The sequence below is a fragment of the Pseudomonas sp. F2 genome (assembly GCF_057174385.1).
Genome location: NZ_CM169904.1, coordinates 4,687,881 through 4,710,511 on the forward strand (window position 1 = coordinate 4,687,881; position 22,631 = coordinate 4,710,511).

General features: G+C 61.9%; 21 protein-coding genes. 18 read left to right on the forward strand and 3 right to left on the reverse strand.

Annotated elements, in window-relative coordinates; genetic code table 11:
- The first annotated feature begins 24 nt into the window (after positions 1-24).
- From AC193Q_RS21100 to AC193Q_RS21115, 4 genes are read left to right on the forward strand one after another with little or no spacing between them, the layout of a single operon-like run.
- Positions 25-1,542, forward strand: coding sequence for a TolC family protein (locus AC193Q_RS21100; protein WP_121183008.1), 1,518 nt, complete (start codon positions 25-27; stop codon positions 1,540-1,542).
- A complete protein-coding gene (cysC, locus tag AC193Q_RS21105; RefSeq protein WP_095667863.1) occupies positions 1,526-2,131 on the forward strand; it encodes an adenylyl-sulfate kinase in 606 nt (201 codons plus the stop codon). The genes AC193Q_RS21100 and cysC overlap by 17 nt, the downstream gene beginning before the upstream one ends.
- Positions 2,128-2,913, forward strand: coding sequence for an aspartyl/asparaginyl beta-hydroxylase domain-containing protein (locus AC193Q_RS21110; RefSeq protein ID WP_121187690.1), 786 nt, complete (start codon positions 2,128-2,130; stop codon positions 2,911-2,913). Before cysC ends, AC193Q_RS21110 begins: the two co-directional genes overlap by 4 nt.
- Entirely contained in the window at positions 2,901-3,845 is a 945-nt protein-coding gene (locus tag AC193Q_RS21115; protein ID WP_095667862.1) for a sulfotransferase family protein, read from the forward strand. Before AC193Q_RS21110 ends, AC193Q_RS21115 begins: the two co-directional genes overlap by 13 nt.
- 80 nt (positions 3,846-3,925) lie before the next feature.
- Here the strand turns inward: AC193Q_RS21115 and AC193Q_RS21120 are convergent, their stop codons facing one another.
- Together AC193Q_RS21120 and AC193Q_RS21125 are read right to left on the reverse strand one after the other, a co-directional pair.
- Positions 3,926-4,684 carry a slipin family protein gene (locus AC193Q_RS21120; protein WP_041070974.1) on the reverse strand — a complete coding sequence of 253 codons (759 nt, stop codon included), beginning with the start codon at positions 4,682-4,684 and terminating at the stop codon, positions 3,926-3,928.
- Between the two features lie 2 nt (positions 4,685-4,686).
- On the reverse strand, positions 4,687-5,217 hold the full coding sequence (locus AC193Q_RS21125) for an NfeD family protein (protein WP_121183012.1): 531 nt from the start codon (positions 5,215-5,217) through the stop codon (positions 4,687-4,689).
- 174 nt (positions 5,218-5,391) lie between these two features.
- Here AC193Q_RS21125 and AC193Q_RS21130 point away from each other — a divergent pair, with 174 nt between their 5' ends.
- The 14 genes from AC193Q_RS21130 (at position 5,392) to pgaD (ending at position 20,861) form a co-directional block, all read left to right on the forward strand.
- Positions 5,392-5,853, forward strand: coding sequence for an aminoacyl-tRNA deacylase (locus AC193Q_RS21130; protein WP_121183014.1), 462 nt, complete (start codon positions 5,392-5,394; stop codon positions 5,851-5,853).
- Positions 5,854-5,966: 113 nt separating this feature from the next.
- Entirely contained in the window at positions 5,967-6,212 is a 246-nt protein-coding gene (locus AC193Q_RS21135) for a DUF2789 domain-containing protein (RefSeq protein WP_121183016.1), read from the forward strand.
- A gap of 86 nt (positions 6,213-6,298) precedes the next feature.
- Positions 6,299-6,544 (forward strand): hypothetical protein, encoded by a 246-nt coding sequence (locus tag AC193Q_RS21140; protein ID WP_121183018.1) that lies wholly within the window; start codon positions 6,299-6,301, stop codon positions 6,542-6,544.
- Between the two features lie 122 nt (positions 6,545-6,666).
- Positions 6,667-7,095: a MarR family winged helix-turn-helix transcriptional regulator gene (locus tag AC193Q_RS21145; RefSeq protein WP_047290742.1), complete on the forward strand. Its 429-nt coding sequence runs from the start codon at positions 6,667-6,669 to the stop codon at positions 7,093-7,095.
- A complete protein-coding gene (locus AC193Q_RS21150) occupies positions 7,092-9,155 on the forward strand; it encodes an FUSC family protein (protein ID WP_121183020.1) in 2,064 nt (687 codons plus the stop codon). The genes AC193Q_RS21145 and AC193Q_RS21150 overlap by 4 nt, the downstream gene beginning before the upstream one ends.
- Positions 9,152-9,361, forward strand: coding sequence for a DUF1656 domain-containing protein (locus AC193Q_RS21155; RefSeq protein ID WP_007957657.1), 210 nt, complete (start codon positions 9,152-9,154; stop codon positions 9,359-9,361). The genes AC193Q_RS21150 and AC193Q_RS21155 overlap by 4 nt, the downstream gene beginning before the upstream one ends.
- Entirely contained in the window at positions 9,358-10,245 is an 888-nt protein-coding gene (locus tag AC193Q_RS21160) for an efflux RND transporter periplasmic adaptor subunit (protein WP_047290744.1), read from the forward strand. Before AC193Q_RS21155 ends, AC193Q_RS21160 begins: the two co-directional genes overlap by 4 nt.
- Entirely contained in the window at positions 10,242-11,684 is a 1,443-nt protein-coding gene (locus tag AC193Q_RS21165) for an efflux transporter outer membrane subunit (RefSeq protein WP_121183022.1), read from the forward strand. Before AC193Q_RS21160 ends, AC193Q_RS21165 begins: the two co-directional genes overlap by 4 nt.
- 93 nt (positions 11,685-11,777) lie before the next feature.
- Positions 11,778-12,413 (forward strand): hypothetical protein, encoded by a 636-nt coding sequence (locus AC193Q_RS21170; protein ID WP_025113416.1) that lies wholly within the window; start codon positions 11,778-11,780, stop codon positions 12,411-12,413.
- A gap of 316 nt (positions 12,414-12,729) precedes the next feature.
- On the forward strand, positions 12,730-14,235 hold the full coding sequence (locus tag AC193Q_RS21175; RefSeq protein WP_121183026.1) for a YdgA family protein: 1,506 nt from the start codon (positions 12,730-12,732) through the stop codon (positions 14,233-14,235).
- 248 nt (positions 14,236-14,483) lie between these two features.
- A complete protein-coding gene (pgaA, locus tag AC193Q_RS21180; RefSeq protein WP_483878736.1) occupies positions 14,484-16,964 on the forward strand; it encodes a poly-beta-1,6 N-acetyl-D-glucosamine export porin PgaA in 2,481 nt (826 codons plus the stop codon).
- Positions 16,965-16,976: 12 nt separating this feature from the next.
- Positions 16,977-18,974, forward strand: a complete 1,998-nt coding sequence (gene pgaB / locus AC193Q_RS21185; protein WP_121183030.1) for a poly-beta-1,6-N-acetyl-D-glucosamine N-deacetylase PgaB — start codon at positions 16,977-16,979, stop codon at positions 18,972-18,974.
- Between the two features lies 1 nt (position 18,975).
- Positions 18,976-20,331 carry a poly-beta-1,6-N-acetyl-D-glucosamine synthase gene (gene pgaC / locus AC193Q_RS21190; RefSeq protein WP_083367373.1) on the forward strand — a complete coding sequence of 452 codons (1,356 nt, stop codon included), beginning with the start codon at positions 18,976-18,978 and terminating at the stop codon, positions 20,329-20,331.
- Positions 20,328-20,861: a poly-beta-1,6-N-acetyl-D-glucosamine biosynthesis protein PgaD gene (pgaD, locus tag AC193Q_RS21195; RefSeq protein ID WP_047290751.1), complete on the forward strand. Its 534-nt coding sequence runs from the start codon at positions 20,328-20,330 to the stop codon at positions 20,859-20,861. The genes pgaC and pgaD overlap by 4 nt, the downstream gene beginning before the upstream one ends.
- 117 nt (positions 20,862-20,978) lie before the next feature.
- Here pgaD and AC193Q_RS21200 read toward each other — a convergent pair whose 3' ends face one another.
- Positions 20,979-22,502 (reverse strand): FAD-dependent oxidoreductase, encoded by a 1,524-nt coding sequence (locus tag AC193Q_RS21200; protein WP_483878737.1) that lies wholly within the window; start codon positions 22,500-22,502, stop codon positions 20,979-20,981.
- Positions 22,503-22,631: the final 129 nt, after the last annotated feature.

A 22,631-nucleotide genomic window follows, 5' to 3' on the forward strand; every position in this document is an offset into this window, starting at 1 on the left:
GCAGCACCCAGGGGCGATGCAGGGATGAAGAAAAGTCAAAAATTGTTCGGCGCCAGCCTGCTGGCGCTGGCAATCAGCGGATGTGCAGTCACCAGTGAACCGATCGAACGCAGTGTCAGCGAACAACGGGCCAAAGCCGACCTGCAAAGCATGTACAAGGGTCAGGAACCGCTGAGCGGTCCGCTGACCCTGCACCAGGCCATGGCCCGCGCGGTGAAATACAACCTCGAAGGGCGCTTGAAAATCATGGAGGAAGCGCTGGCCAAGCGGCAGCTCGACCTCGCCAGCTTCGACATGCTGCCACGCATGGCGCTGGATGCCGGTTACGTCGGACGCAACAATGTCAGCGCCTCCAGCAGCCAGAGCGTACGCACCGGCACCCAGTCCCTGGAACCGTCGACCTCCCAGGACCGCGACCGCAACGTCGCCGACCTGACCATGGTCTGGAACGTCCTCGATTTCGGCGTCAGCTACATCAACGCCAAGCAACAGGGCGACCAGCGCCTGATCGTTCAGGAACGCCGGCGCAAAGTGATCAACACCATCGTTCAGGACGTGCGCTCGGCCTATTGGCGGGCGATGGCGGCCGAACGTCTGCTCAAACAGATCGACAGCCTGATGGCCCGGGTCGACACCGCCCGGCGCAACAGCGAAAGCATGAGCGAGCAGCGCATCGGTGATCCGGTGCAGTCCCTCGGTTACCAGCGTTCGTTGATCGAAGCGACCCGGCAACTGGAAGAGCAACGCCGGGCGTTGTCGCTGGCGAAAACCGAACTGGCGACCCTGATCAATCTGCCGCTGGGCACCAACCTGACGCTGGCCACTGACGACGGTTATCAGATCCCGGAACTCAAGGTCGATATTTCCAGGCTGGAGCAGGAAGCCCTGACCAGCCGTCCGGAACTGCGCGAGCAGGATTACCAGACCCGGATCAGTGCTGCTGAAACCCGCAAGGCGATGTTGCGCATGTTGCCGGGCCTGGAGTTTTCCGTCGGCGGACACTACGACAGCAACTCGTTTCTGGTGAACGATCGCTGGGCCGACTATGGGGTGAAAGTCACCTGGAACCTGTTCAATGTGATCTCTGCCCCGGCAGCCATCGATGTGGCCAAGGCCGGCGAAGAAGTCGCCACCGCACGCCGTCAGGCGATGTCGATCGCGGTGCTGGCGCAGCTGTATGTGGCCAATGCCAACTATCAAGAGGCGCTGCGTCAGTTCAAGACCAACCAGCAACTGTCGGACATCGACGGGCAGATCGTCGGTCAGTTGCGCAATCGGCACCAGGCCGCCGGCATTGGCGAGCTGGAGTTGATTCAGGGCGAACTGAACAACCTGCAAGCGGATCTGCGCCGCGATCTGTCGTATGCCGATCTGCGCAATGCCTATGGGCAGATCTTCGCCAGCGCCGGCCTCGATCCGCTGCCGGATCAGGTGCAGTCCACCGAAGTGCAGTCGATCGCCACGGCGTTGGCTAACCGAGAATCGGCGTGGGCGTCGGGGGATATTTCGGTGCCAGTGGTGGCGCATGCTGCTGCCAAATAATCTGCAGGCGCCCGTCGCCAGCATTAGCCGCAGGCAGCGCGAGGCCCGCAACGGCCATCGCGGTGCGGCGATTTTGCTCACCGGTCTGCCGGCGGCGGGCAAATCGACGCTGGCCCAAGCGCTGCACGCCGAGTTGTTTGCCCGTGGAGTGCAGAGCGTGGTGCTCGATGGCGACGGCTTGCGGGTCGGGCTCAACCGCGATCTGGGGTTTGGCGACGCCGATCGCCTGGAGAACATCCGCCGTGCCAGCGAGCTGGCAGCGCTGCTGGTGGAAAACGGGCAGATCGTGATTCTGGCGATGATCGCGCCGTTGCTGGAACTGCGAGAGGTGTTCGCCCAGCGTTTGGTTGCGGACTATCGGGAGGTCTGGTGCAGCGCATCGCTGACGGTGTGCGAACAGCGTGATCCGAAGGGGCATTACGCCCGCGCACGGCGTGGCGAGATGGCCGGTTTCACCGGGGTTTCGGCACCGTACGAGCCGCCCGCGCAGGCCTCGCTGGTGCTCGACACCGGCGTGCAGACCGTGGATGCCTGTCTGGACCGGCTGCTGACCTGGCTTGGCGAATGCGCGGTGTTGCCCAAGGCATGAGCCGCCCGGTCTGTTCACGTCTGCCGGTGGCGGTGGACTTGCCGCTGCTGTTGCAGGCGCTGCAGGCGATTGCCGAAGAGGCTTGGCGCGGACACTTCAACACCGATTACTTCACGGGCGACTGGAGCGGCGTGGCACTGATTTCGGCCGCCGATGCCCTGACCGAGTTATCGCCCGGACGCGGTGAAACGCTGCAGCGCACGCCCTGGCTGCGCGATGAACGCTGGCGGTTGGGGCTACGTGAGCTGGCGCTGGATATCGTCAGCGCACGCCTGCTGCGACTGGGGCCGGGCGGGCGGATTCATGAGCACCGTGATTACGATCTGGAAGGCCCGGAAGCCGATCTGCGCCTGCACATTCCACTGCTCAGCCCGCCCGCCGTGGACTTCTGGCTCGAGGGTCAACGTGTACCGATGTCGGCGGGGGAGTGCTGGTTTCTCGATCTTGCTCGTGTGCATCGGGTGGATAACTTCGATACCTGCGCGCGGATTCATCTGGTGCTCGACTGCCGGCCCGGGGCCTGGCTCACGCAGAAGATCGCCGAAGGTTTGCGCGACACCCCTGCACCGCAATCGGCCGATTCGGCGTTACAGCGATTCCAGCGACTGGTTGCAGGTGATGCAGCGTTAGCGGCGACTCTGCAGCACATGACGGACCCCGAAATATTCATCGAGCGCACTCTGGAGCTGGCCGCCGAACACGGCTTGCGATTCTCCCGCGAAGAACTGCGCGCCGCGATGCGCAACGGTCGTCGGCAATGGAACGAACAATGGAAAGGCTGAACTTCGACGGCTGGCTGCCGATCCGGATCTGGCCGCTGGCGGAGCAATGGCAAGTGGACTGGTGCTGGTTTGCTGACACACCACTGCATCAGCCTTTTTTTCGTGACGCCGTCGAAGAAGCGCTGCGGTTGCCGTTCAATCAGGCTTTTCGCCGGCAGACGCCGCTATCGGTGCTGACCGAGTGGCAAGCGCAAAGCCCGGGGTTGGCCCCGAGTGCCTTTATCCTGCACGCCTCGCGTTGCGGTTCGACATTGATCAGCCAGATGCTCGCGCGGCTCGATGACCACATCGTAGTCTCGGAGCCACCGCCGCTTGATGCACTTTTGCGCGGTGAGCTGCCCGAAGCCGAGCGGCGGGCAGCGATCAGTGGACTGCTCTCGGCCTACGGTCAACGTCGACGCGGTATCGAGCAGCGACTGGTGATCAAGCTCGATGCCTGGAACATCGGCGAATGGCCGTTGTTGCAGGCATGCTTTCCCGACACGCCGTGGCTGTTCGTGTATCGCGATCCGCTGGAAATCGCCGTATCGCACGTGCGTCGTCCGGGGATGCACATGGTGCCGGGGATGCTTGGTGATTGTGTGCTCGACGATGGTTTGCCGTTTACCGGCAGTGAAGACTTCATTGCACGACGGCTTGGACGCTTGCTGGCGTCGGCGTATCTGCACTGCCGTGAGGGTGATGGACTGCTGGTGAACTACAGCGAGTTACCCGAGGCCATGGCCGGACGATTGGCGAAGTTTTTTCGTTTGAATGTCGAGCAGCGGCAGCAGGTGTTGGCGGCGACGATGCAGCATGCCAAGCAGCCGTCCCAGCGCTTTGTTGCCGATGGCGAAGACAAGCGTCGCGAGGCTTCGCCGTGGTTGCGCGAACGGGTTCGGCAATGTGCCCAGGATGCCTTTCTGAATCTTGAATTGCTGCGCAATGCATGAAAGATCGCAGCCTTCGGCAGCTCCTACAGGGTGTACGCATAACCGATGCAGGAGCTGCCGCAGGCTTCGATCTTTTGCTGTCAGGTTTTTCCCGACAGATCCGCCATCCCCTTGAGCAATTCGATGGGCAGGGGAAAGACAATCGTCGAGCTCTTGTCGCCGGCAATCGAACTCAAGGTCTGCATGTAGCGCAACTGCATGGCGCCGGGCTGACGGCCGAGCATTTCGGCGGCCTGCATGAGTTTTTCCGAGGCCTGCAGTTCGCCTTCGGCGTGGATCACCTTGGCCCGGCGTTCACGTTCGGCTTCGGCCTGTTTGGCGATGGCACGGACCATCGATTCGTTGAGGTCGACGTGCTTGATCTCGACGTTGGCGACTTTGATGCCCCAGGCGTCGGTCTGGGCGTCGAGCACCTGCTGGATATCGATATTCAGTTGCTCGCGTTCGGCCAGCAGTTCATCCAGTTCATGTTTGCCGAGCACCGCGCGCAGGGTGGTCTGCGCCAGTTGGCTGGTGGCCGAAAGAAAGTCTTCGACCTGAATGATCGCCTTCTGCGGGTCAAGCACGCGGAAGTACAGCACCGCATTGACCTTCACCGAGACGTTGTCGCGGGTGATCACATCCTGCGGCGGTACGTCGAGCACCACGGTGCGCAGGTCGACCCGGACCATTTGCTGCACCACCGGTATCAACAGGATCAGCCCCGGCCCTTTGACCTGCCAGAAGCGCCCGAGCTGGAACACCACGCCGCGCTCGTACTCACGCAGGATGCGGAAGGTCGAGCCGGCGAGTGCAATCACCAACAGCAGCAGTGCAACAAAACCGATTTGCAGACCCATGATCACTCTCCGTGTCGCACCGCGTCAGTCGCGGCGACTTTCAGCAACAAGCCCTTACGCCCGACCACGCGCACCGATTGCCCGGTGTGCAAGGGTGTGGCGCTGTGCACTTGCCAGTGTTCACCCTGCAAATGCACCCAGCCGTTGTGGGCGTTTTGCGCTTGCACGGTGGTCACCGCCGTCACGCTGCCGACCAGCCCGGCATCGCCGCTGACAGTATGGCGGGGGCGGGTTTTCAAGGCGCGGACGATCAAGGCGATCAGCAGCAGGGCGCTAAGCAGGCCGAGGCCGATGATCATCGGTACCGGCACCTCGGCGTTGCTCAGGATCAGCGCGCCGATGACGAACATGATGATCCCGCCAAGGCCGATGACCCCGTAGTTGGGCAGCGCGGCTTCGGCAATCAGAAAGGCAATGCCGAGGGTGATCAGCCACAGGCCGACCGGATTGACCGCCGTCAGCGGGACGTCAGCCGCGAGGGCCGGGCCGCTGGCCAGCAGTATCAGAAAAAACAGACAACATCGGCTGTTCACGTGACCCTCCGGGAGAGTCAGGGGGTGTTTCCTTAAGTCTAGTTGAGCCTGGCGCTGAATGAATTCTGCTCAATGAGCAGATGTGTCCAGTGAGCGGATTTCCCTTCGCCTGAGCCTCGCCGAACTAGACTCAGCAGAACAGGCACAACGTTCCGCGTGACACCGAGGTGCAGCATGCGTATGGCAAAAAAAGTGCAAAGCAGCCTGAACCGGGCGCATTGCGAATATGACGTCGTGGCCCACCGCCACTCCGCCAGCAGTCTGGAAACCGCACGGGTTTCCGGGGTGCCCGCCGAGCGCGTGGCCAAGTCGGTGATTCTCGACGACCACCACGGGCATTACCTGATGGCCGTGCTGCCGGCCAGCCGGCACCTGGATTTGAGCAAAGTGCGCAGCCGCGGCGAATGGCAGATCACCCGGGAAAGCAACCTGGCGCACATCTTCGATGACTGCGAACGCGGCGCGGTGCCGCCGCTGGGTGATTCCTACGGCCTGGACATGGTCATCGACCCGCTGCTGACCCGGCAGAAAGACATCTATCTGGAAGCCGGCAACCACAACTACCTGCTGCACATGAGCATGCCCGAGTTTCTGAAAATGGTGCCGCATGCCGAGGTGCGGGAGTTGAGTCAGTAGGACTTGTAGCGTTTTTGCCGGCGCCTTCGCGAGCAGGTTGATCGAGTTCCCCCTGTGGGAGCGAGCCTGCTCGCGAATAATCTCCACCCACCGAATTCTTGAAGGAGTCCTCCATGGAACAGCCCACCCACAGCCTGCCATCCCTGTTCAAACAACTGGGCCTGGACAGCGACCCGACCAGCATCGACCAATTCATCGCCACCCATTCACCGCTCAAACCCGAGCTGCACCTGGCGGACGCGTTTTTCTGGAGTAAAAGTCAGGCGGATTTCTTGCGCGGCGAGATTCTTGATGATGCGGATTGGGCGGAGGTGGTGGATCAGCTGGATGTGTTGTTGCGCAAGGGGCGGGTTTTGTAGGACTGAGTAAAACCTTATTACAGAATGTCCACAGGATCCCTATTGATGTTGGAGTAGCTTGCCCATTCAACAACCCGGAGCCGTCGATGCAATCATTTTTGCCAGTCAGAACTATTGATATTGACGCGCTTGGAGACTGTATTGAGGCAGTGATCGAAAGCATCTCCAACGGGCCTGTCGAGCTTCGGGAGCACGACACAACAGTGGCTGTGCTGGTCTCGTCAGAAATGTATGAAGCGATCCTGAATACGCTGGATGATTTCGATTTGGTGTCAATCACACATTTGCGCAGGAACGAAGTAGGAGTAGCCATCGAGTCGGATGAACTATAGAAATTCTCTGCAGAGAAGATTTGTTTCAAAACTTGACTGAAATTCCCCGCCAATGCGATATTGATAGTTAGCAAACTAACAGTGTGCATTTTCCCGTGCCGAATTCCCTCGACGCTCTCCAGATGAACATCAGCAGTGCCATGGTGGTGGCCGCCAGGCATTGGCGGAAGATCTGCCAGACCACGCTGGTCAACTATGGAATCTCCGAAGCCTGCGCCGTGCCGTTGTTGATGATCGGGCGGTTGGGCGAGGGTGTACGTCAGGTGCAAGTGGCGCAGGCAGCCGGGATGGAAAGTCCGTCGCTGGTACGCCTGCTCGACCAGTTGTGCCACGCCGGCTACGTCTGCCGCACCGAAGATGCGCAGGATCGTCGGGCCAAGTGCCTGAGCCTGACCGACACCGGCCGTGAACTGGTGCAAGCGGTGGAAAGCGAACTGGTGCGTCTGCGTCATGAAGTGCTCGAAGGCATCGACCAGAGTGATCTGGAAGCTACGCTTCGGGTACTGCGAGCTTTTGAGGCGGCCAATCCGCCTGTGGTGATTAATTCTTGAACGGTTTTTTCTCTGGCATCCCGCCTGCCCGTGACTGGTTCTACGGGGTCCGCACCTTTGCAGCGTCGATGATTGCGCTGTACATCGCCTTGCTCATGCAAATGCCGCGTCCGTATTGGGCGATGGCCACGGTGTACATCGTCTCCAGCCCGTTTCTCGGCCCGACCAGTTCCAAGGCGCTGTACCGCGCCATCGGCACCTTTCTCGGGGCGGCGGCGGCGGTGCTGTTCGTGCCGATGTTCGTACAGAGTCCGTACGTGTTGGTGGTGGTGATTGCCTTGTGGACGGGGATTTTGCTGTTCCTGTCGCTGCACCTGCGTACCGCCAACAACTACGCGTTGATGCTGGCCGGTTACACCCTGCCGTTGATTGCCTTGCCGACCGTGGATAATCCGCTGGCGGTGTGGGACGTGGCGGAAGCGCGGACCGAAGAGATTTTTCTCGGTATCGCCGTGGCGGCAGTGGTCGGCGCGATGTTCTGGCCGCGTCGCTTGGCGCCGGTGTTCAACGACGCAGTGGGTAAATGGTTCGCCGACGCCACCACCTACAGCCTGAAGTTTCTCAGCCGCGACGTGCAGCCTGAACAGATCGCCACGCTGCGCATGGCCATGGTCGCCAATTTCAATAGCCTCGAATTGATGATCGGCCAGTTGCCCCACGAAGGCGCTCGTCCGCAAACCGTGCGCAACACCAAGGAACTGCGCGGGCGGATGATCCACCTGCTGCCGGTAATCGACGCTCTGGAAGACTCGCTCTACGCCCTTGAGCGACGCACGCCGGAACTGGTGGAAAAGTTTGCCCCGCTGCTGACCGCGACCCAGGAATGGCTCGGTCACAAAGACGCCGATCTGGATCGCTGGCAGGCGCTCAAGGATCAACTCCAGGCCCTGCAGCCAAACTGCGAGGCCTTGGAAGATCGCAAGCAATTGCTGTTCTCCAACGCGATTTATCGCCTCGGTGAATTCATCGATCTGTGGCAGGACTGCCGCAGTTTGCAGGACGCGATTCTCTGCGAGCGCCAGGACAGCTGGCGCGCGGTTTACCGGCACTGGCGCCTCGGGCGGCTGACGCCATTTCTCGACCGCGGGATGATGCTGTATTCGGTGGCCTCGACCGTTCTGGCGATCATCGTCGCTTCGGTGCTGTGGATTCTGCTGGGTTGGCCGGACGGCGGCAGTGCGGTGATTCTGGCGGCGGTAGCGTGCAGTTTCTTCGCCTCGATGGACGACCCGGCGCCACAGATCTACCGGTTCTTTTTCTGGACCGGTATGTCGGTGCTGTTCGCCAGTCTCTATCTGTTCCTGATTCTGCCGAACCTGCACGATTTCCCGATGCTGGTACTGGCGTTTGCGGTTCCGTTCATCTGTGTCGGCACCCTGACGGTGCAGCCACGCTTCTTCCTCGGCATGCTCCTGACGCTGGTCAACACCTCGTCGTTCATCAGCATTCAGGGCGCGTACGACGCGGACTTCTTCGCCTTTGTGAACTCCAACCTGGCCGGCCCTCTGGGCCTGTTGTTCGCGTTTATCTGGACCCTGATCGCCCGCCCGTTCGGCGTCGAGCTGGCCGCCAAACGTCTGACCCGCTTCAGCTGGAAAGACATCGTGCGCATGACCGAGCCGGCCAATCTGGCCGAACATCGGCATCTGGGCGTGCAGTTGCTCGATCGTCTGATGCAGCACTTGCCGCGTCTGGCCATGACCGGACAGGACACCGGGATTGCCATGCGTGAAGTGCGTGTCGGCCTGAACCTGCTCGATCTGCTGGCTTACACGCCACGAGTCAGCGGCGCGCCGAAGGCCCTGCTGCAGCAAGTGGTGGCCGAGGTCGGCGAGTATTTCCGCGCTTGCCTCAAGGCCGGCGAACGCTTGCCGGCACCGAGCCCGCTGCTGATGACCATGGACCGCGCCCGCCGCGCGCTCAAAGGCCACGGCGACGAAGAAACCCGGCTAAACCTGTTGCATGCCCTGAGCGGTTTGCGCCTGGCGCTGTTGCCCGGCGTGGAATTTGTCAGCACGGGCGATGCCGAAGAACCGCTGCCCGATGGAGCGCCCCTATGATTGGTGATCTGGATATCAGCGGCATTTTCCTGCCGACCCTGCTGGTGTTGATGGGCATCACCTATGTGTTGTTTGTGCTGGTGCATGGCGTGCTCACGCGCCTGCACTTTTACCGTCTGGTCTGGCACCGGGCATTGTTCAACGTGGCCCTCTACGCCGTGATGCTGTACGGCGTGGACTCACTCAGTCGATACCTGATGACATGAAAAAACCGTTTCTGACTATCGGTCGCGTGGTCCTGACCCTGCTGATCGTGACTTTCGCCGTCGTCCTTGTCTGGCGCATGGTGATGTATTACATGTTTGCGCCGTGGACCCGTGACGGCCACATTCGCGCCGACATTATTCAGATCGCCCCGGACGTGTCCGGGCTGATCCAGCAGGTCGAGGTCAAGGACAACCAGTTGATCAAACGCGGCCAGGTGCTGTTCAGCATCGACCAGGACCGCTTCAAACTGGCCCTGCGTCAGGCTAAAGCGGCGGTCGCCGATCGCGAAGAAACCCTGGCCCAGGCGCAGCGTGAAGCCAAGCGTAACCGTGGTCTGGGCAATCTGGTGCCGGCCGAACAACTGGAAGAAAGCCAGTCGAAAGTCGCCCGGGCGCAATCGGCGCTGGCCGAAGCGCTGGTGACGGTGGACAGCGCGCAGCTCAATCTGGATCGTTCGGTGATCCGCAGCCCGGTGGACGGTTACGTCAACGACCGTGCGCCGCGAGTGCAGGAATTCGTCACCGCCGGGCGTCCGGTATTGTCGGTGGTCGACAGCAACTCGTTCCACATCGACGGCTATTTCGAAGAAACCAAACTCGACGGTATTCATGTCGGGCAGTCGGTGGATATCCGCGTGATCGGCGACAAGGCCAGGCTGCGTGGGCATGTCGAAAGCATCGTCGCCGGTATCGAAGACCGCGACCGCACCAGCGGCAACAACCTGCTGCCCAACGTCAACCCGGCGTTCAGCTGGGTGCGCCTGGCGCAACGGATTCCGGTGCGCATCGCCTTTGACGAGGTGCCGGCAGATTTCCGCATGATCGCCGGTAGGACCGCGACCGTGTCGATCATCGACGACAAAACCCAGGAGCCCGCGCAATGAACAGGGCCCTGATGATCGCCGGGTTGGGCATGATGCTCTCGGCCTGTCAGATGGTCGGGCCGGACTATCATCTGCCCGCTGATGCGGCGGTGCAGCGCAAGGATTTTCAGGGCGAGCTGGCGGTGGACGGCAAACCAGTGGTGTCGGCGCCGGTGCCGGCGGACTGGTGGCGGCTGTATAAGGATCCGCGACTGGATCAACTGGTGCAGCAAGCCATGGCGTCAAACACTGATTTGCGCGTAGCGGCGGCGAACCTTCAACGGGCTCGCGCACAAGTCGATGAAGCCGAAGCGGCGGGTGGCTGGAGCGCGGGCGTGAAGATGGGCGCGCAGCGTTTGCAGGAATCCGGGCAGGCGTTCTTGCTGCCGGAAAAAGTCCCGGTCGACAACGTCGGCGATATTGGCATCAGCGCGTCTTATCAGTTCGATCTGTGGGGCACCCTGCAACGCGGTATCGAAGGCGCGAAGGCTAACGCCGATGCGACTCAAGCAGCGGCTGACACCGCACGCATCACTTTGGTGGCCGACGTGGTTCGCGCCTACACCCAGGTGTGCGCGGCCAACGAAGAGCGGGAAATTGCCCAGCACTCCCTCGACCTGCAATCGCAGAGCACCACGCTGATCCAGCGTCTGCGCGATGCCGGGCGTGGTGATGAAACCCAGGTCACCCGTTCGCAAACCCAATTCAAGTCGTTGCGCGCCGACCTGCCGCGCTATGAGGCAGCGCGTCAGGCCGGGTTGTTCCGCCTGTCGATGCTGCTGGCCAAACCGGTCGAGCAATTGCCGGCCGGTACCGCCACTTGTGCCGAGCTGCCGAAAATTGCCCAACTGGTGCCGGTGGGCGACGGTGCGGCGCTGCTCAAGCGTCGTCCCGATATCCGTCAGGCGGAACGTCGCTTGGCGGCCTCGACAGCGGGCATCGGCGTCGCCACGGGCGAGCTGTATCCGGACATCAGCATCGGCGCGACCATCGGCACCGTCGGTCTTATTGACGACTTGGGCGATCCGTCGACCAACCGCTGGGGCTTCGGTCCGTCGTTGAGCTGGAAGGTGCCGACCAACGGCGCCCGTGCGCGGATCCGTGAAGCCGAGGCCAACACCCAGGCCGCACTGGCGCATTTCGACGGCGTGGTGCTCAACGCCATCCGCGAAACCCAGACCGGTCTGGCCCAGTACAGCGCACTGCTGCAACGCCGCGACGCCCTGGCCGATGCCGAGCAGTCGGCGAAACTGGCAGCGGACCAGACCCATCGCTTCTTCCAGGCCGGGCGCGAGTCGTTCCTCGCCGACCTGCAGGCGACCCGCACCTACACCGATGTCACCGCGCAACTGGCCGCTGCCAACACCCAGGTTGCCATGAGCCAGATCGATTTGTTCCTCGCCCTGGGTGGCGGCTGGGAAAGCGGACGAACGCAAGCCTCAAGCACCAGCAAACCCTGAAGCCGTTGCTATGCTTTGAAGTGTTGAAAGGGTGCCCCGTGCAACGCACCCTTTCAGCGCACATCGCTAGCGCTGGTCTAGGGGAAACCAATAATGAAAAACCCTTACGCTCTCGGCTTCTGGTGCGCCCTGGTAGCGCTGGTGCTGCTGTCGGCCACCTATTTCTACGGCATCATGCTGGCCCATCAGATCGACAAGGCCATGGTCTTCCTCGACAGCGCCACGGCGTTGATCGCGGTGATGGCAATTGTCGTCGTGGCCTGGGCGTCGATCCAGGTGCAGCGGGTCAAGAAACGCCAACTTGAACAAGGCAAGACCCTGGTGCTGATCTGGGACACCAAAGTCGCCCTGCGCCGGGTCGAAACCGTGTTCGATCGCTACTTCTGGGGCAGCTACTGGCAACCGGGACGCACCTTCGCCGAAGTCATGGGCGAACTGACCGGCACGCCGCTGGAAAAAAGCCTCGAAGCCTTGAAAAAACAGTGTCTGGAACTCGACAAGCAGATCGCCGATGAAGGCTGGCACTGGCTCAACAATGCCCGCGAACTGTCGGATGTCGCCACGGCCATGGCCCGCGAACGCTATCAGCTGGATTTCTGCGACCCCCGAGCCGACGGGCCGGGCGGGGCGGTGATCGACCGCGACTTTGAAGTGCTGGTGTATACCTGGACGGCGCGGTTGAAGAGCTTCGATCATCAGCTCGATGAGATCGAGGTTCAGTATTCCTGATCTTCTGGGAGTCCTCTGGCCCCATCGCTGGCAAGCCAGCTCCCACAGTTTTTGTGGTGTTCTCGGATTTTGTGAACACAACCAGTCCTGTGGGAGCTGGCTTGCCAGCGATAGCGTCCTCAACAACACTGCAACTCTCCCCGCCTGTCAGCTGTCCACACTCCCCATAGACACTCTTTAACCTTTAAACATTGGGCCGCTTCGCGCTGCCAGTGCTAATCTCCACCGCTAATTTCAGCGGAGTCGAGCCGCGACCCGGTCACGGGTTCAGGGAAGACGACCACACTTTCAGCCACGGACATTGATCAGGTCATTCATGAATAAATCAGCAGGCGTGCTTCTCGGGATTGTTGTTGCCATCGGTGCGATCAGCGCGGGTGGGGCCTGGTACACCGGAACCAGGATCGAAGGCGTGCTGAACAACGCCGTCACCAACGCCAACCAGGAGCTGCAGACCGCGATGGCCGGTTCCAATGGCACCGCATCGCTGGAACTGGTGTCGCTGGAACGCCACACTTTCACCAGCACCGCGCACTACCGCCTCAAGGGCGAGGGCGAGATGTTCGGTGACAAGCCGGTCGAGTTGCTGTTCGTCGACCACATCGAACACGGCCCGTTGCCCTTCTCGCGTCTGGTGTCGCTGAAGTGGCTGCCGGTCATGGCCACCAGCAATTACGAGCTGGAAAAGAGCCCGGCCACCGAAAAATGGTTTGCCGCCACCAAGGGGGCCGCACCCGTCAAGGGCGTGACCAGCATCGGCTACGACGAGTCCACCACCAGCAGCGTCGAACTGCTGCCACTGGAAACCGCACTGGATGAGCAATCGAGCCTGAAATTCTCCGGCCTGACCATGAACATCTCCGCCAGTGCCAAGGCGCAGAAGGTCAAGGCTGACGGCTACATGGACAGCCTGAAACTGGTCACCGTGGCCCAGGACCAGGCGCCGGTGCAGGTCGAACTCAACGGTCTGACCCTGGCCAGCAACCTCGCCAAGAGCAGCTACGGCTACTACACCGGGGAAAACACCCTGGAGCTGACCAACAGCAAAACCACCTTCGGGCCCAAGCAGTCGGTACTCGGTGTGAAGAACTTCGAAATGAAGAACCTCACCGAAGAGAGCGGCAGCAATGCTTCGGGCCGCGCTGACTACAAGGTCGGTGAAGTCACCCTCAACGACAAGAAAATCGGTTCGGCCAACATGGCCATGAGCCTGAAAAATCTCGACATCCCGTCGACGATGTCGCTGATGCAGATCTACCAGACCAAATTGCAGCCGTACGAGAAGGAAGCGGCGGCGGCTGCCGAGGCCGGTCTGCCGGCACCGGAACTGAACCTGACCGAAGCCGAATCGGCACAGGTCAAGGCTGACCTGCAGAAACTGCTGGCCGCCAGCCCACAGATCGCGCTGGAAAACCTGTCGCTGAAAACCGCCAACGGTGAAAGCCGCGCCAGTCTGGTGATTGATCTGACCAAACCGCAGTCGATGGACCTGCCGCCGGATCAACTGGGCAAGCAATTGATCGCGCTGCTGGACCTGAATATTCAGGTGTCCAAGCCGATGCTGATCGATCTGCTCAGCGTGCAGGCGCAGCTCGACGGTCAGACTGACGCCAAAGCCATCGTCGACCAGGCCAGCGCCGGCGCCGACATGTTCTCCGGGATGGCAGTCGGTTCGCAATTGGCGACCGTCGACGGCACCAATGTCGTGACCAAGCTGCACTACGCCGCCAACCAGGTGGAATTCAACGGCCAGAAAATGACCGTCGAGCAGTTCGTCGGCTTCCTGATGAGCAAGTTCGCTGGCGTCACGCAAGTGCAGTAATCCTGCGCTCTAAATAGCAACGCCCGGCCTCTGGATTCGCGGACGCCGGGCGTTTTGCTGTCTGGCATTCGGGTTTTGCACTGAGCCGGCGGCACGATTCTGAACAATTATTGTGTTCTGAATATTCGACTACGCTTGCATGCAAGACTGCCTGACTAAGCTTGGCTGGGTCTTTGTTGGCTCAGCCTCCGTTACGAATGGGCAAGGGGGGCATTGCGACCCGGCTGGCCATGTAAGGATGCTGACGAATGCCGCGTATTGATGTGCCTGTTCTACATCGTGGTTTACGCCCGTTGTTTCGTGTTGCGCTGTGCAGCCAGTTGCTCTGGCCGGCACTGGCGTTTGCCGACACGCCCTATGATCAGATGGTGCGTGATGCCCGTGCCGGGCAGACCACGCCCGCGCTGAATGTGCTGCGCCAGGTGCCGCCGGGGCAGTCGACCACTGGCCAGATCAGCGATCACCTGCAGATCGCCAGTTGGGCCGGCCTCGATGCCGAAGTGGTGCAGGTCTATGAAACCCAGGGCCGTGACCGGGTGCTGCCGGTGCAGGCACTGACCGCCACGGCACGGGCCTATCGCAACCTCAAGCGTTGGGATCAGGCGACTCAGGTCTACAACAAGGCGCTGGCGCTGGAGCCGGACAACGCTGACCTGCAATTGGGGCTGGCCCTGACTCAGGCTGACGCGGGCAAACCCGACGAAGCCGTGACCCGCGCCAAGGCGCTGGTCGCCGCCAAACCCGACGATCCTTCGCGCCGCCTTGCCCTGGGCTATGCCCTGGCCCGCGCCGGCAAGCAGTACGACGCGTTGTTTGAATACGATCAAGCGTTTATCCGTGCCGGCAGCAAGCCGGAGGTCGCCCGCGAATACGTGGTCGCCCTGCAAAAGGCGCGGCTGCCGGAACCGGCGCTGCGTCTGGCCAATCAACGTCCGGGGCTGATCGACCCGGTCACCCTGCGCCGCCTCGAAGGTGATCTGGCCGCCGAACGCGTGCGTCTGGCCGAACTCGCCACCCGCAGTGAACAAGAACGCTACGTGATCGCCGACCGCGCGCTGGCCGATTACGACAAACTGCTCGCCACCTGGACCCCGGATGCCAGCGCCCACGATGACGTGATTCGCTGGCGTATCGACCGCATGGGTGCACTCAAGGCCCGGGCGCGCACCGCTGACGTGATCAATGAATACCAGAAGCTGCAAAGCCAAGGCGTGAAGATTCCGACCTACGCCTTGCGCTGGGTCGCCGCGTCGTATCTGGATCAGCGCCAGCCAGAAGTCTCTACCGACCTGTATCGCCAGGTGCTGTCGGCCCCGGACGCCGATGTCGGTGATCGCCTCGAAGACACCACCGCGTTGTATTACTCGTTGCTGGAAAGCGATCGCGCCGATGAAGCGCGCAACGTCGCCGAGGACCTGGCCAAGACCCAGAAGCCGCGCGTCGAACTCAAGGGCTTGCCGATCGGCAACCCCAACGACGAATGGATGGACGCGCAGCAACTCGCGGCGCAGGCCGGCACCTACGGCTCCGACCTGCCGCACGGCGAGGAACGCCTGCAAACCCTGGTCGATCAGGCCCCGGGCAACATCGGCCTGCGCCTGGCGCAGGCCGATCTGTACCTGGCCCGGCAATGGCCACGCCGCGCGGAAAATCAGCTCAAGGAAACCGAGAGCATGGTCCCGCGCGACATGGGCCTGGAACTCGCTCAGGCGCGCACCGCGATGACCCTGCAGGAATGGCGGCAGATGGATGCGCTGACCGATGACGTGGTCGCGCGTTTTCCCGACAACCGTCAGGTGCAGCGTGCGGCCCGCGAGCGCGAAGTGCACGACATGTCCGAACTGCGCGTCGAAGCCTATGGCGGCAAGGCCAACGGAGGCGGCGGCAGTGGTGCGGGCGCGGTCAGTGGCAGCCGCGATTTCGGCATCCAGAGCACTTTGTACAGCCCGCCAATCGATGAAGACTGGCGGGTGTTCGTCGGCGCCGGGTATGCCACCGGCGACTTCGCCGAAGGCACCGGTACCGACCGCTTCCAGCGCGTGGGCCTGGAGCGGCGTACCCGCGACATGAGCCTGGAAGCCGAGGTCTCCAACCACGATTACGGTTACGGCGCCAAACAGGGCGCGCGCATCGCGATTGCCCGCGACATCAACGACCACTGGCAGTACGGCGGCAGCTTCGCCTATCTGTCGGCCGAGACGCCGTTGCGGGCGCTCAACAGTGACATCAAGGCCAACGGCGGCAACGCGTTCATTCGCTGGCGCGCCAACGAAAGTCGCGAGTGGCGGCTGTCGGTCAGTCCGTCGCACTTCAGCGACGGCAATAACCGCGTCGAAGCTTTGCTCACCGGGCGCGAGGGCGTCTACAGCGCGCCGAACGTGCAGGTCGATGCCGGTCTGGAAGTCGGTACCAGCCACAACTCCAAGTCCGAGGATGTGCCGTACTTCAACCCGAAATCGGACTTCAGCGTCATGCCGACGGTCAACGTCAACCATGTGCTCTACCACCGTTACGAAACCTCGTGGAGCCAGCAGTTCCAGGCCGGTGCAGGCACCTACAGCCAGCGTGATCACGGCACTGGCGGCATGGCAATGCTCGGCTACGGCCAGCGTTATGCCTGGAACGACGTGTTCGAGGTGGGCGGTTTGTTCAGTGTGATCAACCGGCCCTACGACGGTGATCGGGAGACCGATCTGCGTCTGCTCGTCGACCTCACTTTCCGCTTCTAGAAGAGTTTGAAGATGCCTTTGATGACGCGTTTCATCCTTCTGCTGGGAGTGCTGCTGATCAGCGCCTGCGCCCAGCAAGCCCCGGCCTTCGCGCCGCCGTCGCAACGTCCCGTAGCGGCCAGTGAAAAACCCTGGCCGAAAAACCATGTGCTGGGCATCGCCTATCACGATATCGAAGACCGCGACCCCGATCAGGCGGTGGTGGCGGTGCGCACCGAACGCATGATCGAGCAGCTCGCGTGGCTGCGGGAGAACGGCTACCAACCGGTCACCGTCGATCAGATCATGGCGGCGCGCAAGGGCGGCCCGGAACTGCCGGCCAAAGCGATCCTGCTCAGCTTCGACGATGGTTATTCAAGCTTCTACACCCGCGTGCTGCCGGTGCTGCGCGCCTACAACTGGCACGCTCTGCTGGCGCCGGTCGGCGTGTGGATCGACACGCCGCTCAATCAACCGGTGGATTTTGCCGGTGCACCCCGCGCACGTTCGGACTTTCTGACCTGGGATCAGGTGCGGGAAATCTCGCAGTCAGGGCTGGTGGAAATCGCCGCGCACACCGACGCCAGCCACAAAGGCATCCTCGCCAACCCGCAAGGCAACATGCAGCCGGCGGCGGCCACCCGACGCTACGATCCGCTCACCAAGCGCTATGAGTCCGAAGAGCAGTTCCGTGCTCGAATCAGCAATGACGTGGCGACCATTTCGGAAAAAATCCGCAAGGTCACCGGCAAGAAACCGCGCATCTGGGTCTGGCCGTACGGCACGGCGGACGGCACTTCGCTGGCCGTGGTCGGCGAGCAGGGCTACGAAATGGCCCTGACCCTGGACGACGGTCTCGACGCCCTCGACAACCTGATGAGCAGCCCGCGCTTCCTGGTGGCCTCGGATCCCGACGGCGAGCATTTCGCCAACAGCATCGTCGGCGTGCAAGCGGATTTCGCCATGCGTGTGGTGCACGTCGATCTGGACAACGTTTACGACCCGGACCCGGCGCAGCAGGAAATCAACCTCGGCAAGCTGATCCAGCGCATGGCCGACATGGGTGCCAACACCGTGTTCCTGCAGGCCTTCGCCGATCCGAAGGGCGACGGACTGGTGCACTCGCTGTACTTCCCCAACCGTCACCTGCCGGTGCGCGCCGATATTTTCGACCGCGTTGCCTGGCAACTGCGCACTCGGGCGCACGTGAAAGTGTTCGCCTGGATGCCGGTGCTGAGTTTTGGCCTCGATGCGAAACTGCCGCGTGTCACGCGCTGGGATCCGAAGACCGGCAGCACCGCAGTCGATCCGGACCAGTATCAGCGCCTGTCGCCGTTCGATCCGCAAGTACGGCGGATCATCGGTGAAATCTACGAAGACGTGGCGCGTCTGACCTCGGTGGACGGCATTCTGTACCACGACGACGCAGTGCTGTCGGACTTCGAAGACGCCAGCCCTGAGGCCCTGAAAGCTTATGCCGCGCACGGCTTGCCGGGGTCAATCGCTGCGCTTCGAGATGATCCGGCGGCGATGCAACGCTGGACGCGCTTCAAGAGTAAATACCTGATCGATTTCACCAATGAGCTGACCGCCAAGGTCCGTGCGATCCGTGGCCCGCAGGTGCTGACCGCACGCAACATCTTCGCCGAGCCGGTGCTCAATCCGCAGAGCGAAGCCTGGTTTGCGCAGAACCTCGACGACTTCCTCGTGACCTACGACTGGACGGCGCCGATGGCCATGCCGCTGATGGAAAAACAGACCCAGGCGCAATCCGGCCCGTGGCTTGAAGAACTGGTGGCGAAGATCAAACAGCGCCCTGGTGCACTGGATCGCACAGTCTTCGAACTGCAGGCCCGCGACTGGACGAAAAAGGATCAGGCCGACATCGACGGTGCGCAACTGGCGGACTGGATGGGCCGGCTCAAGCGTCAGGGGGCGACCAGTTTTGGTTACTACCCGGACAACTTCCTCGACAACCTGCCGGACCTGAAAACCGTAAGGCCTGCGCTCTCCAACAAATGGAACCCATGACATGCTGGATAGACTGTTAGCCCTGCTTGTTCTGGCGCTCGTCCTCGGCGTGCCGCTGGGGTTGATCTTCCTGGTCACCGGGCAGTTCCTGATGGACTTCGTGTTCTTCTACCCGTTGTTCATGTCCGGCCTGTGGATTGCCGGCGGCCTGTATTTCTGGCTGCACTGGGAGCGTCACTGGCCATGGCAGGACGACACCCTGCCGCCGCCACTGGAAGGCGAACCACTGATCTCGATCCTGATCCCTTGCTACAACGAAGGCGAAAACGCCGCCGATACCATTCACGCGGCGCTGGCCCAGCATTACCCGAACATCGAAGTCATCGCGATCAACGACGGTTCCAAGGACAACACCGCCGAAGTGCTCGACCGGCTCGCCCAAGAAGACCCACGCCTGCGGGTGCTGCACCTGGCGGAAAACCAGGGCAAGGCTGTGGCGCTGCGCATGGGCGCCATTGCTGCGCGCAGCGAATATCTGGTGTGCATCGACGGCGACGCGCTGCTGGCACCGAACACGGCGGCCTATCTGGTGGCGCCGATGCTCGACAACGCGCGCCTCGGCGCGGTGACCGGCAACCCGCGTATCCGTACACGTTCGACATTGGTCGGGCGGGTGCAGGTCGGTGAGTTCTCCTCGATCATCGGCCTGATCAAGCGCACGCAACGGGTGTTCGGGCGGATCTTCACCGTGTCCGGGGTGATCGTCGCGTTCCGCCGTACCGCGTTGAACCGGGTCGGCTACTGGAGCCCGGACATGATCACCGAAGACATCGACATCAGCTGGAAGCTGCAACTCGATCACTGGAGCATCTTTTACGAGCCGCGCGCGCTGTGCTGGATCCTGATGCCGGAAACCCTGCGTGGTCTGTGGAAGCAGCGCCTGCGCTGGGCCCAGGGCGGTGCCGAGGTGCTGTTCAAGAACATCCGCGGCATCTGGCAGTACCGCCATCGTTACCTGTGGCCGCTGCTGTTCGAGTATTGCCTTTCGACCGGTTGGGCCTTCACCTTTCTGCTGTCGGTAATCTTCTGGGCCGTTGGCAAGTTCGTCGTCATGCCGGAGTCGATTGCCGTGCATCACCTGATGCCCCCGGCGTTCACTGGATTGCTGCTGGCCTTCGTCTGTCTGGTGCAGTTCGCCGTCAGCATCATTATCGACCGGCGCTATGAGCCGGGTCTGGGCCGAACCATGTTCTGGGTGGTCTGGTACCCGATCGCTTTCTGGCTGGTCAGTCTGCTCACCACCTTGGTCAGCTTCCCCAAGGTCTTGTTTGGCCAACATCAGAAGCGTGCGCGCTGGGTCAGTCCTGATCGGGGCATCAAACCGGTCGGCGACGACGAAGAGGAGGTCATCAAATGAAAATCATCCGGACCCGCCAGCGACCGTTCCTGGTCGTGATCGACGTGATTCTCACCGTGCTGGCCTGGGTCGGCCTGCTGTTCCTGCTGATACGCGGGCTGTGGCCGCTGATCGAAACCCACGCCGGTGGGCCACGCATCGACAACTCGGCGTTCGAGGCGCTGGGGACGTTGCAGATCTACCTGTGGGTGGCGCTGGTCAACGCGGTGATCCTGATTGGTTGGGCGCGTTATCAACAGCGCAAAAGCCGAAGCTTCGCCCAGCGTCGATTGCCGGCGCCGGTGGTCGATGATGAAGGGCTGAGCAAGAGCTTCCGCCTGTGCGATGAGCGCTTGCAGAAACTGCGCACGCCGGGGGTGATGACCATCCACAACGATCAGGAAGGTGACATCAGCCATGTGGTGCTGAACTTTCGGCCACTGGAGCCTGCGGAGCTGCCGCCACCGCTGGCGCCGCTGGAGCATCCGCGGGTGATCTTTCTGCACGCCGAGGATGACGATAATCGCGACCCGGTAAATCGCCCCACCTGAAAGATGCCCCCCCTGTAGGAGCTGCCGAAGGCTGCGATCTTTTGATCTTTAAAATCAAGATCAAAAGATCGCAGCCTTCGGCAGCTCCTACATTGTTCAGCGTTCAGCGTTCAGCGTTCAGCAGCGAATCAGTTCCCAAGCTTCTTCCATCGCCAGTGGTTGTTTCATCCGCTCCGCGAGCATCGCCATGGCCCGTTCCTCCTCGCAGGCCACCGCGGCGACCACCACGCCGTTATGGCCGAACAGGCCGATGAAGGGCGGATGCTCGGGTTCGCCCCTGAACTCGATTTCATCCCACTGGCTGGCGTGGCCAAGGTAGTCGTAGTTCCTGCCGAAGTGCCAGGTCCAGAAAAACGGCACATCCAGATAATGCTCATCGGCGCCCAGCATGTTGGCGGCAGCAATGCGCGCATGCTGCTGGGCCAGGCGCCAGTGTTCAATGCGTTGCGGCTGGCCGCTCAGGGGGAACGTGGCGATATCGCCAATTGCCCACAGCCCGTCGCAAACACGCAGGCCGGCGTCGACTCGCAGTGACTGGTCTTTCTCCCTCGGCAGCGACGCATAAGCCTCGGTGGCCGGATGCACGCCGACCCCCGCCAGCACCAGATCCGCCGAGACGCGCAAACCGTTGTCCAGCAGCACCGCTTCGACTTTGCCGTCGCCAATGATTTCCCGGACTTCGTGATCGGTGATGAATTTCACCCCGTGTTGTTCGTGGAGCGCACGGATCGCTTTACCCACGGCTGTGCCGAATTGTGCGGCAAACGGAATGGCGTGGCGGGCGCTGACCGTGACGTCGAGCCCTAGCTGGCGCAGGGCGGAGGCGCATTCCAGGGCGATAAAGCTGTCACCGATGATCAGCGCCCGCTGTTCGGGTCTGGCGGTGCGCATGATCTGTTCAGCCTGGGCTTTCGAACGCAGGACGAACACCTGCGGCAGATCAGCGCCGGGCAGTTGCAGCGGATTGGGCTCGCCGCCGGTGGCGAGCACCGCGGCGTCGTAGCGCAGGGATTGGCCATCGTGCAAATGCAGGGTTTTCGCTGAGGCGTCGAGGGCAGTGATTTCGCCTTGTCGGCGTTCGATGCGCTGACTTTGATAAAACTCTTCATCGCGCAGCGGCGGAGTTTCCTGCGTCGACATTTCGCCGGCGAGGACAAATTTGCTCAGCACCGTGCGGTCGTAGCCGGCATCCGCTTCGCGGTCGAGCATGATGATCCGGCCACCGAAACCTTTCTCCCGCAGTGCCGCCGCACATGCCGTGCCCGCTGCACCTGCGCCGACTATCACGAAGGTGCGCGAATCATCGGCCGGCGGCGTGTGCCCATCCGGCAGCGGTTGGTCATCGACCCAGACCTCATCGCCACGTAACTCCAGCGGATAACGCTTGAGACTGTCGAGGGCAGGCGGCTCGCACAACGCGCCGTCTTCGACGCGAAACGCGGCCTTGTGCCACGGGCAGATCAGTCGTCCGTTGCACAAGGCGCCCTCCACCAGCGGCGCGCCGGCGTGTGGGCATTCACCCTGAAACGCGCGCAGTTGGCCATTGGCGTGGAGCAGGACAATCTTGTGCTCACCGATTTTGACTTGCAGGCCACGGTCTTCGGGAACATCGGCGAAACGGGCGACACGGTGCAGGCTCATGGTCGTGCTCCTGGCAGGCATTTCTCTTACGAGTTTGCGCCGCAGGGCGAGGTTCAGCCAATTGCCACTGCCAAGGTACGAACGGTACGGCTATAGTTTGCAGGCCGACGAAGGCCCAACTGCACAAGG

Bases quoted from the DNA above. Each gene is read 5' to 3' on its own strand.
- AC193Q_RS21165 (WP_121183022.1), top strand. From the start codon at position 10,242: ATGAACAGGGCCCTGATGATCGCCGGGTTGGGCATGATGCTCTCGGCC.
- AC193Q_RS21115 (WP_095667862.1), top strand. From the start codon at position 2,901: ATGGAAAGGCTGAACTTCGACGGCTGGCTGCCGATCCGGATCTGGCCG.
- AC193Q_RS21200 (WP_483878737.1), bottom strand. From the start codon at position 22,502: ATGAGCCTGCACCGTGTCGCCCGTTTCGCCGATGTTCCCGAAGACCGT.
- AC193Q_RS21160 (WP_047290744.1), top strand. From the start codon at position 9,358: ATGAAAAAACCGTTTCTGACTATCGGTCGCGTGGTCCTGACCCTGCTG.
- pgaA (WP_483878736.1), top strand. From the start codon at position 14,484: ATGCCGCGTATTGATGTGCCTGTTCTACATCGTGGTTTACGCCCGTTG.
- AC193Q_RS21120 (WP_041070974.1), bottom strand. From the start codon at position 4,684: ATGGGTCTGCAAATCGGTTTTGTTGCACTGCTGCTGTTGGTGATTGCA.
- AC193Q_RS21175 (WP_121183026.1), top strand. From the start codon at position 12,730: ATGAATAAATCAGCAGGCGTGCTTCTCGGGATTGTTGTTGCCATCGGT.
- AC193Q_RS21100 (WP_121183008.1), top strand. From the start codon at position 25: ATGAAGAAAAGTCAAAAATTGTTCGGCGCCAGCCTGCTGGCGCTGGCA.
- AC193Q_RS21155 (WP_007957657.1), top strand. From the start codon at position 9,152: ATGATTGGTGATCTGGATATCAGCGGCATTTTCCTGCCGACCCTGCTG.
- pgaD (WP_047290751.1), top strand. From the start codon at position 20,328: ATGAAAATCATCCGGACCCGCCAGCGACCGTTCCTGGTCGTGATCGAC.
- cysC (WP_095667863.1), top strand. From the start codon at position 1,526: ATGCTGCTGCCAAATAATCTGCAGGCGCCCGTCGCCAGCATTAGCCGC.
- pgaC (WP_083367373.1), top strand. From the start codon at position 18,976: ATGCTGGATAGACTGTTAGCCCTGCTTGTTCTGGCGCTCGTCCTCGGC.
- AC193Q_RS21135 (WP_121183016.1), top strand. From the start codon at position 5,967: ATGGAACAGCCCACCCACAGCCTGCCATCCCTGTTCAAACAACTGGGC.
- AC193Q_RS21110 (WP_121187690.1), top strand. From the start codon at position 2,128: ATGAGCCGCCCGGTCTGTTCACGTCTGCCGGTGGCGGTGGACTTGCCG.
- AC193Q_RS21130 (WP_121183014.1), top strand. From the start codon at position 5,392: ATGCGTATGGCAAAAAAAGTGCAAAGCAGCCTGAACCGGGCGCATTGC.
- AC193Q_RS21140 (WP_121183018.1), top strand. From the start codon at position 6,299: ATGCAATCATTTTTGCCAGTCAGAACTATTGATATTGACGCGCTTGGA.
- AC193Q_RS21170 (WP_025113416.1), top strand. From the start codon at position 11,778: ATGAAAAACCCTTACGCTCTCGGCTTCTGGTGCGCCCTGGTAGCGCTG.
- pgaB (WP_121183030.1), top strand. From the start codon at position 16,977: ATGCCTTTGATGACGCGTTTCATCCTTCTGCTGGGAGTGCTGCTGATC.
- AC193Q_RS21145 (WP_047290742.1), top strand. From the start codon at position 6,667: ATGAACATCAGCAGTGCCATGGTGGTGGCCGCCAGGCATTGGCGGAAG.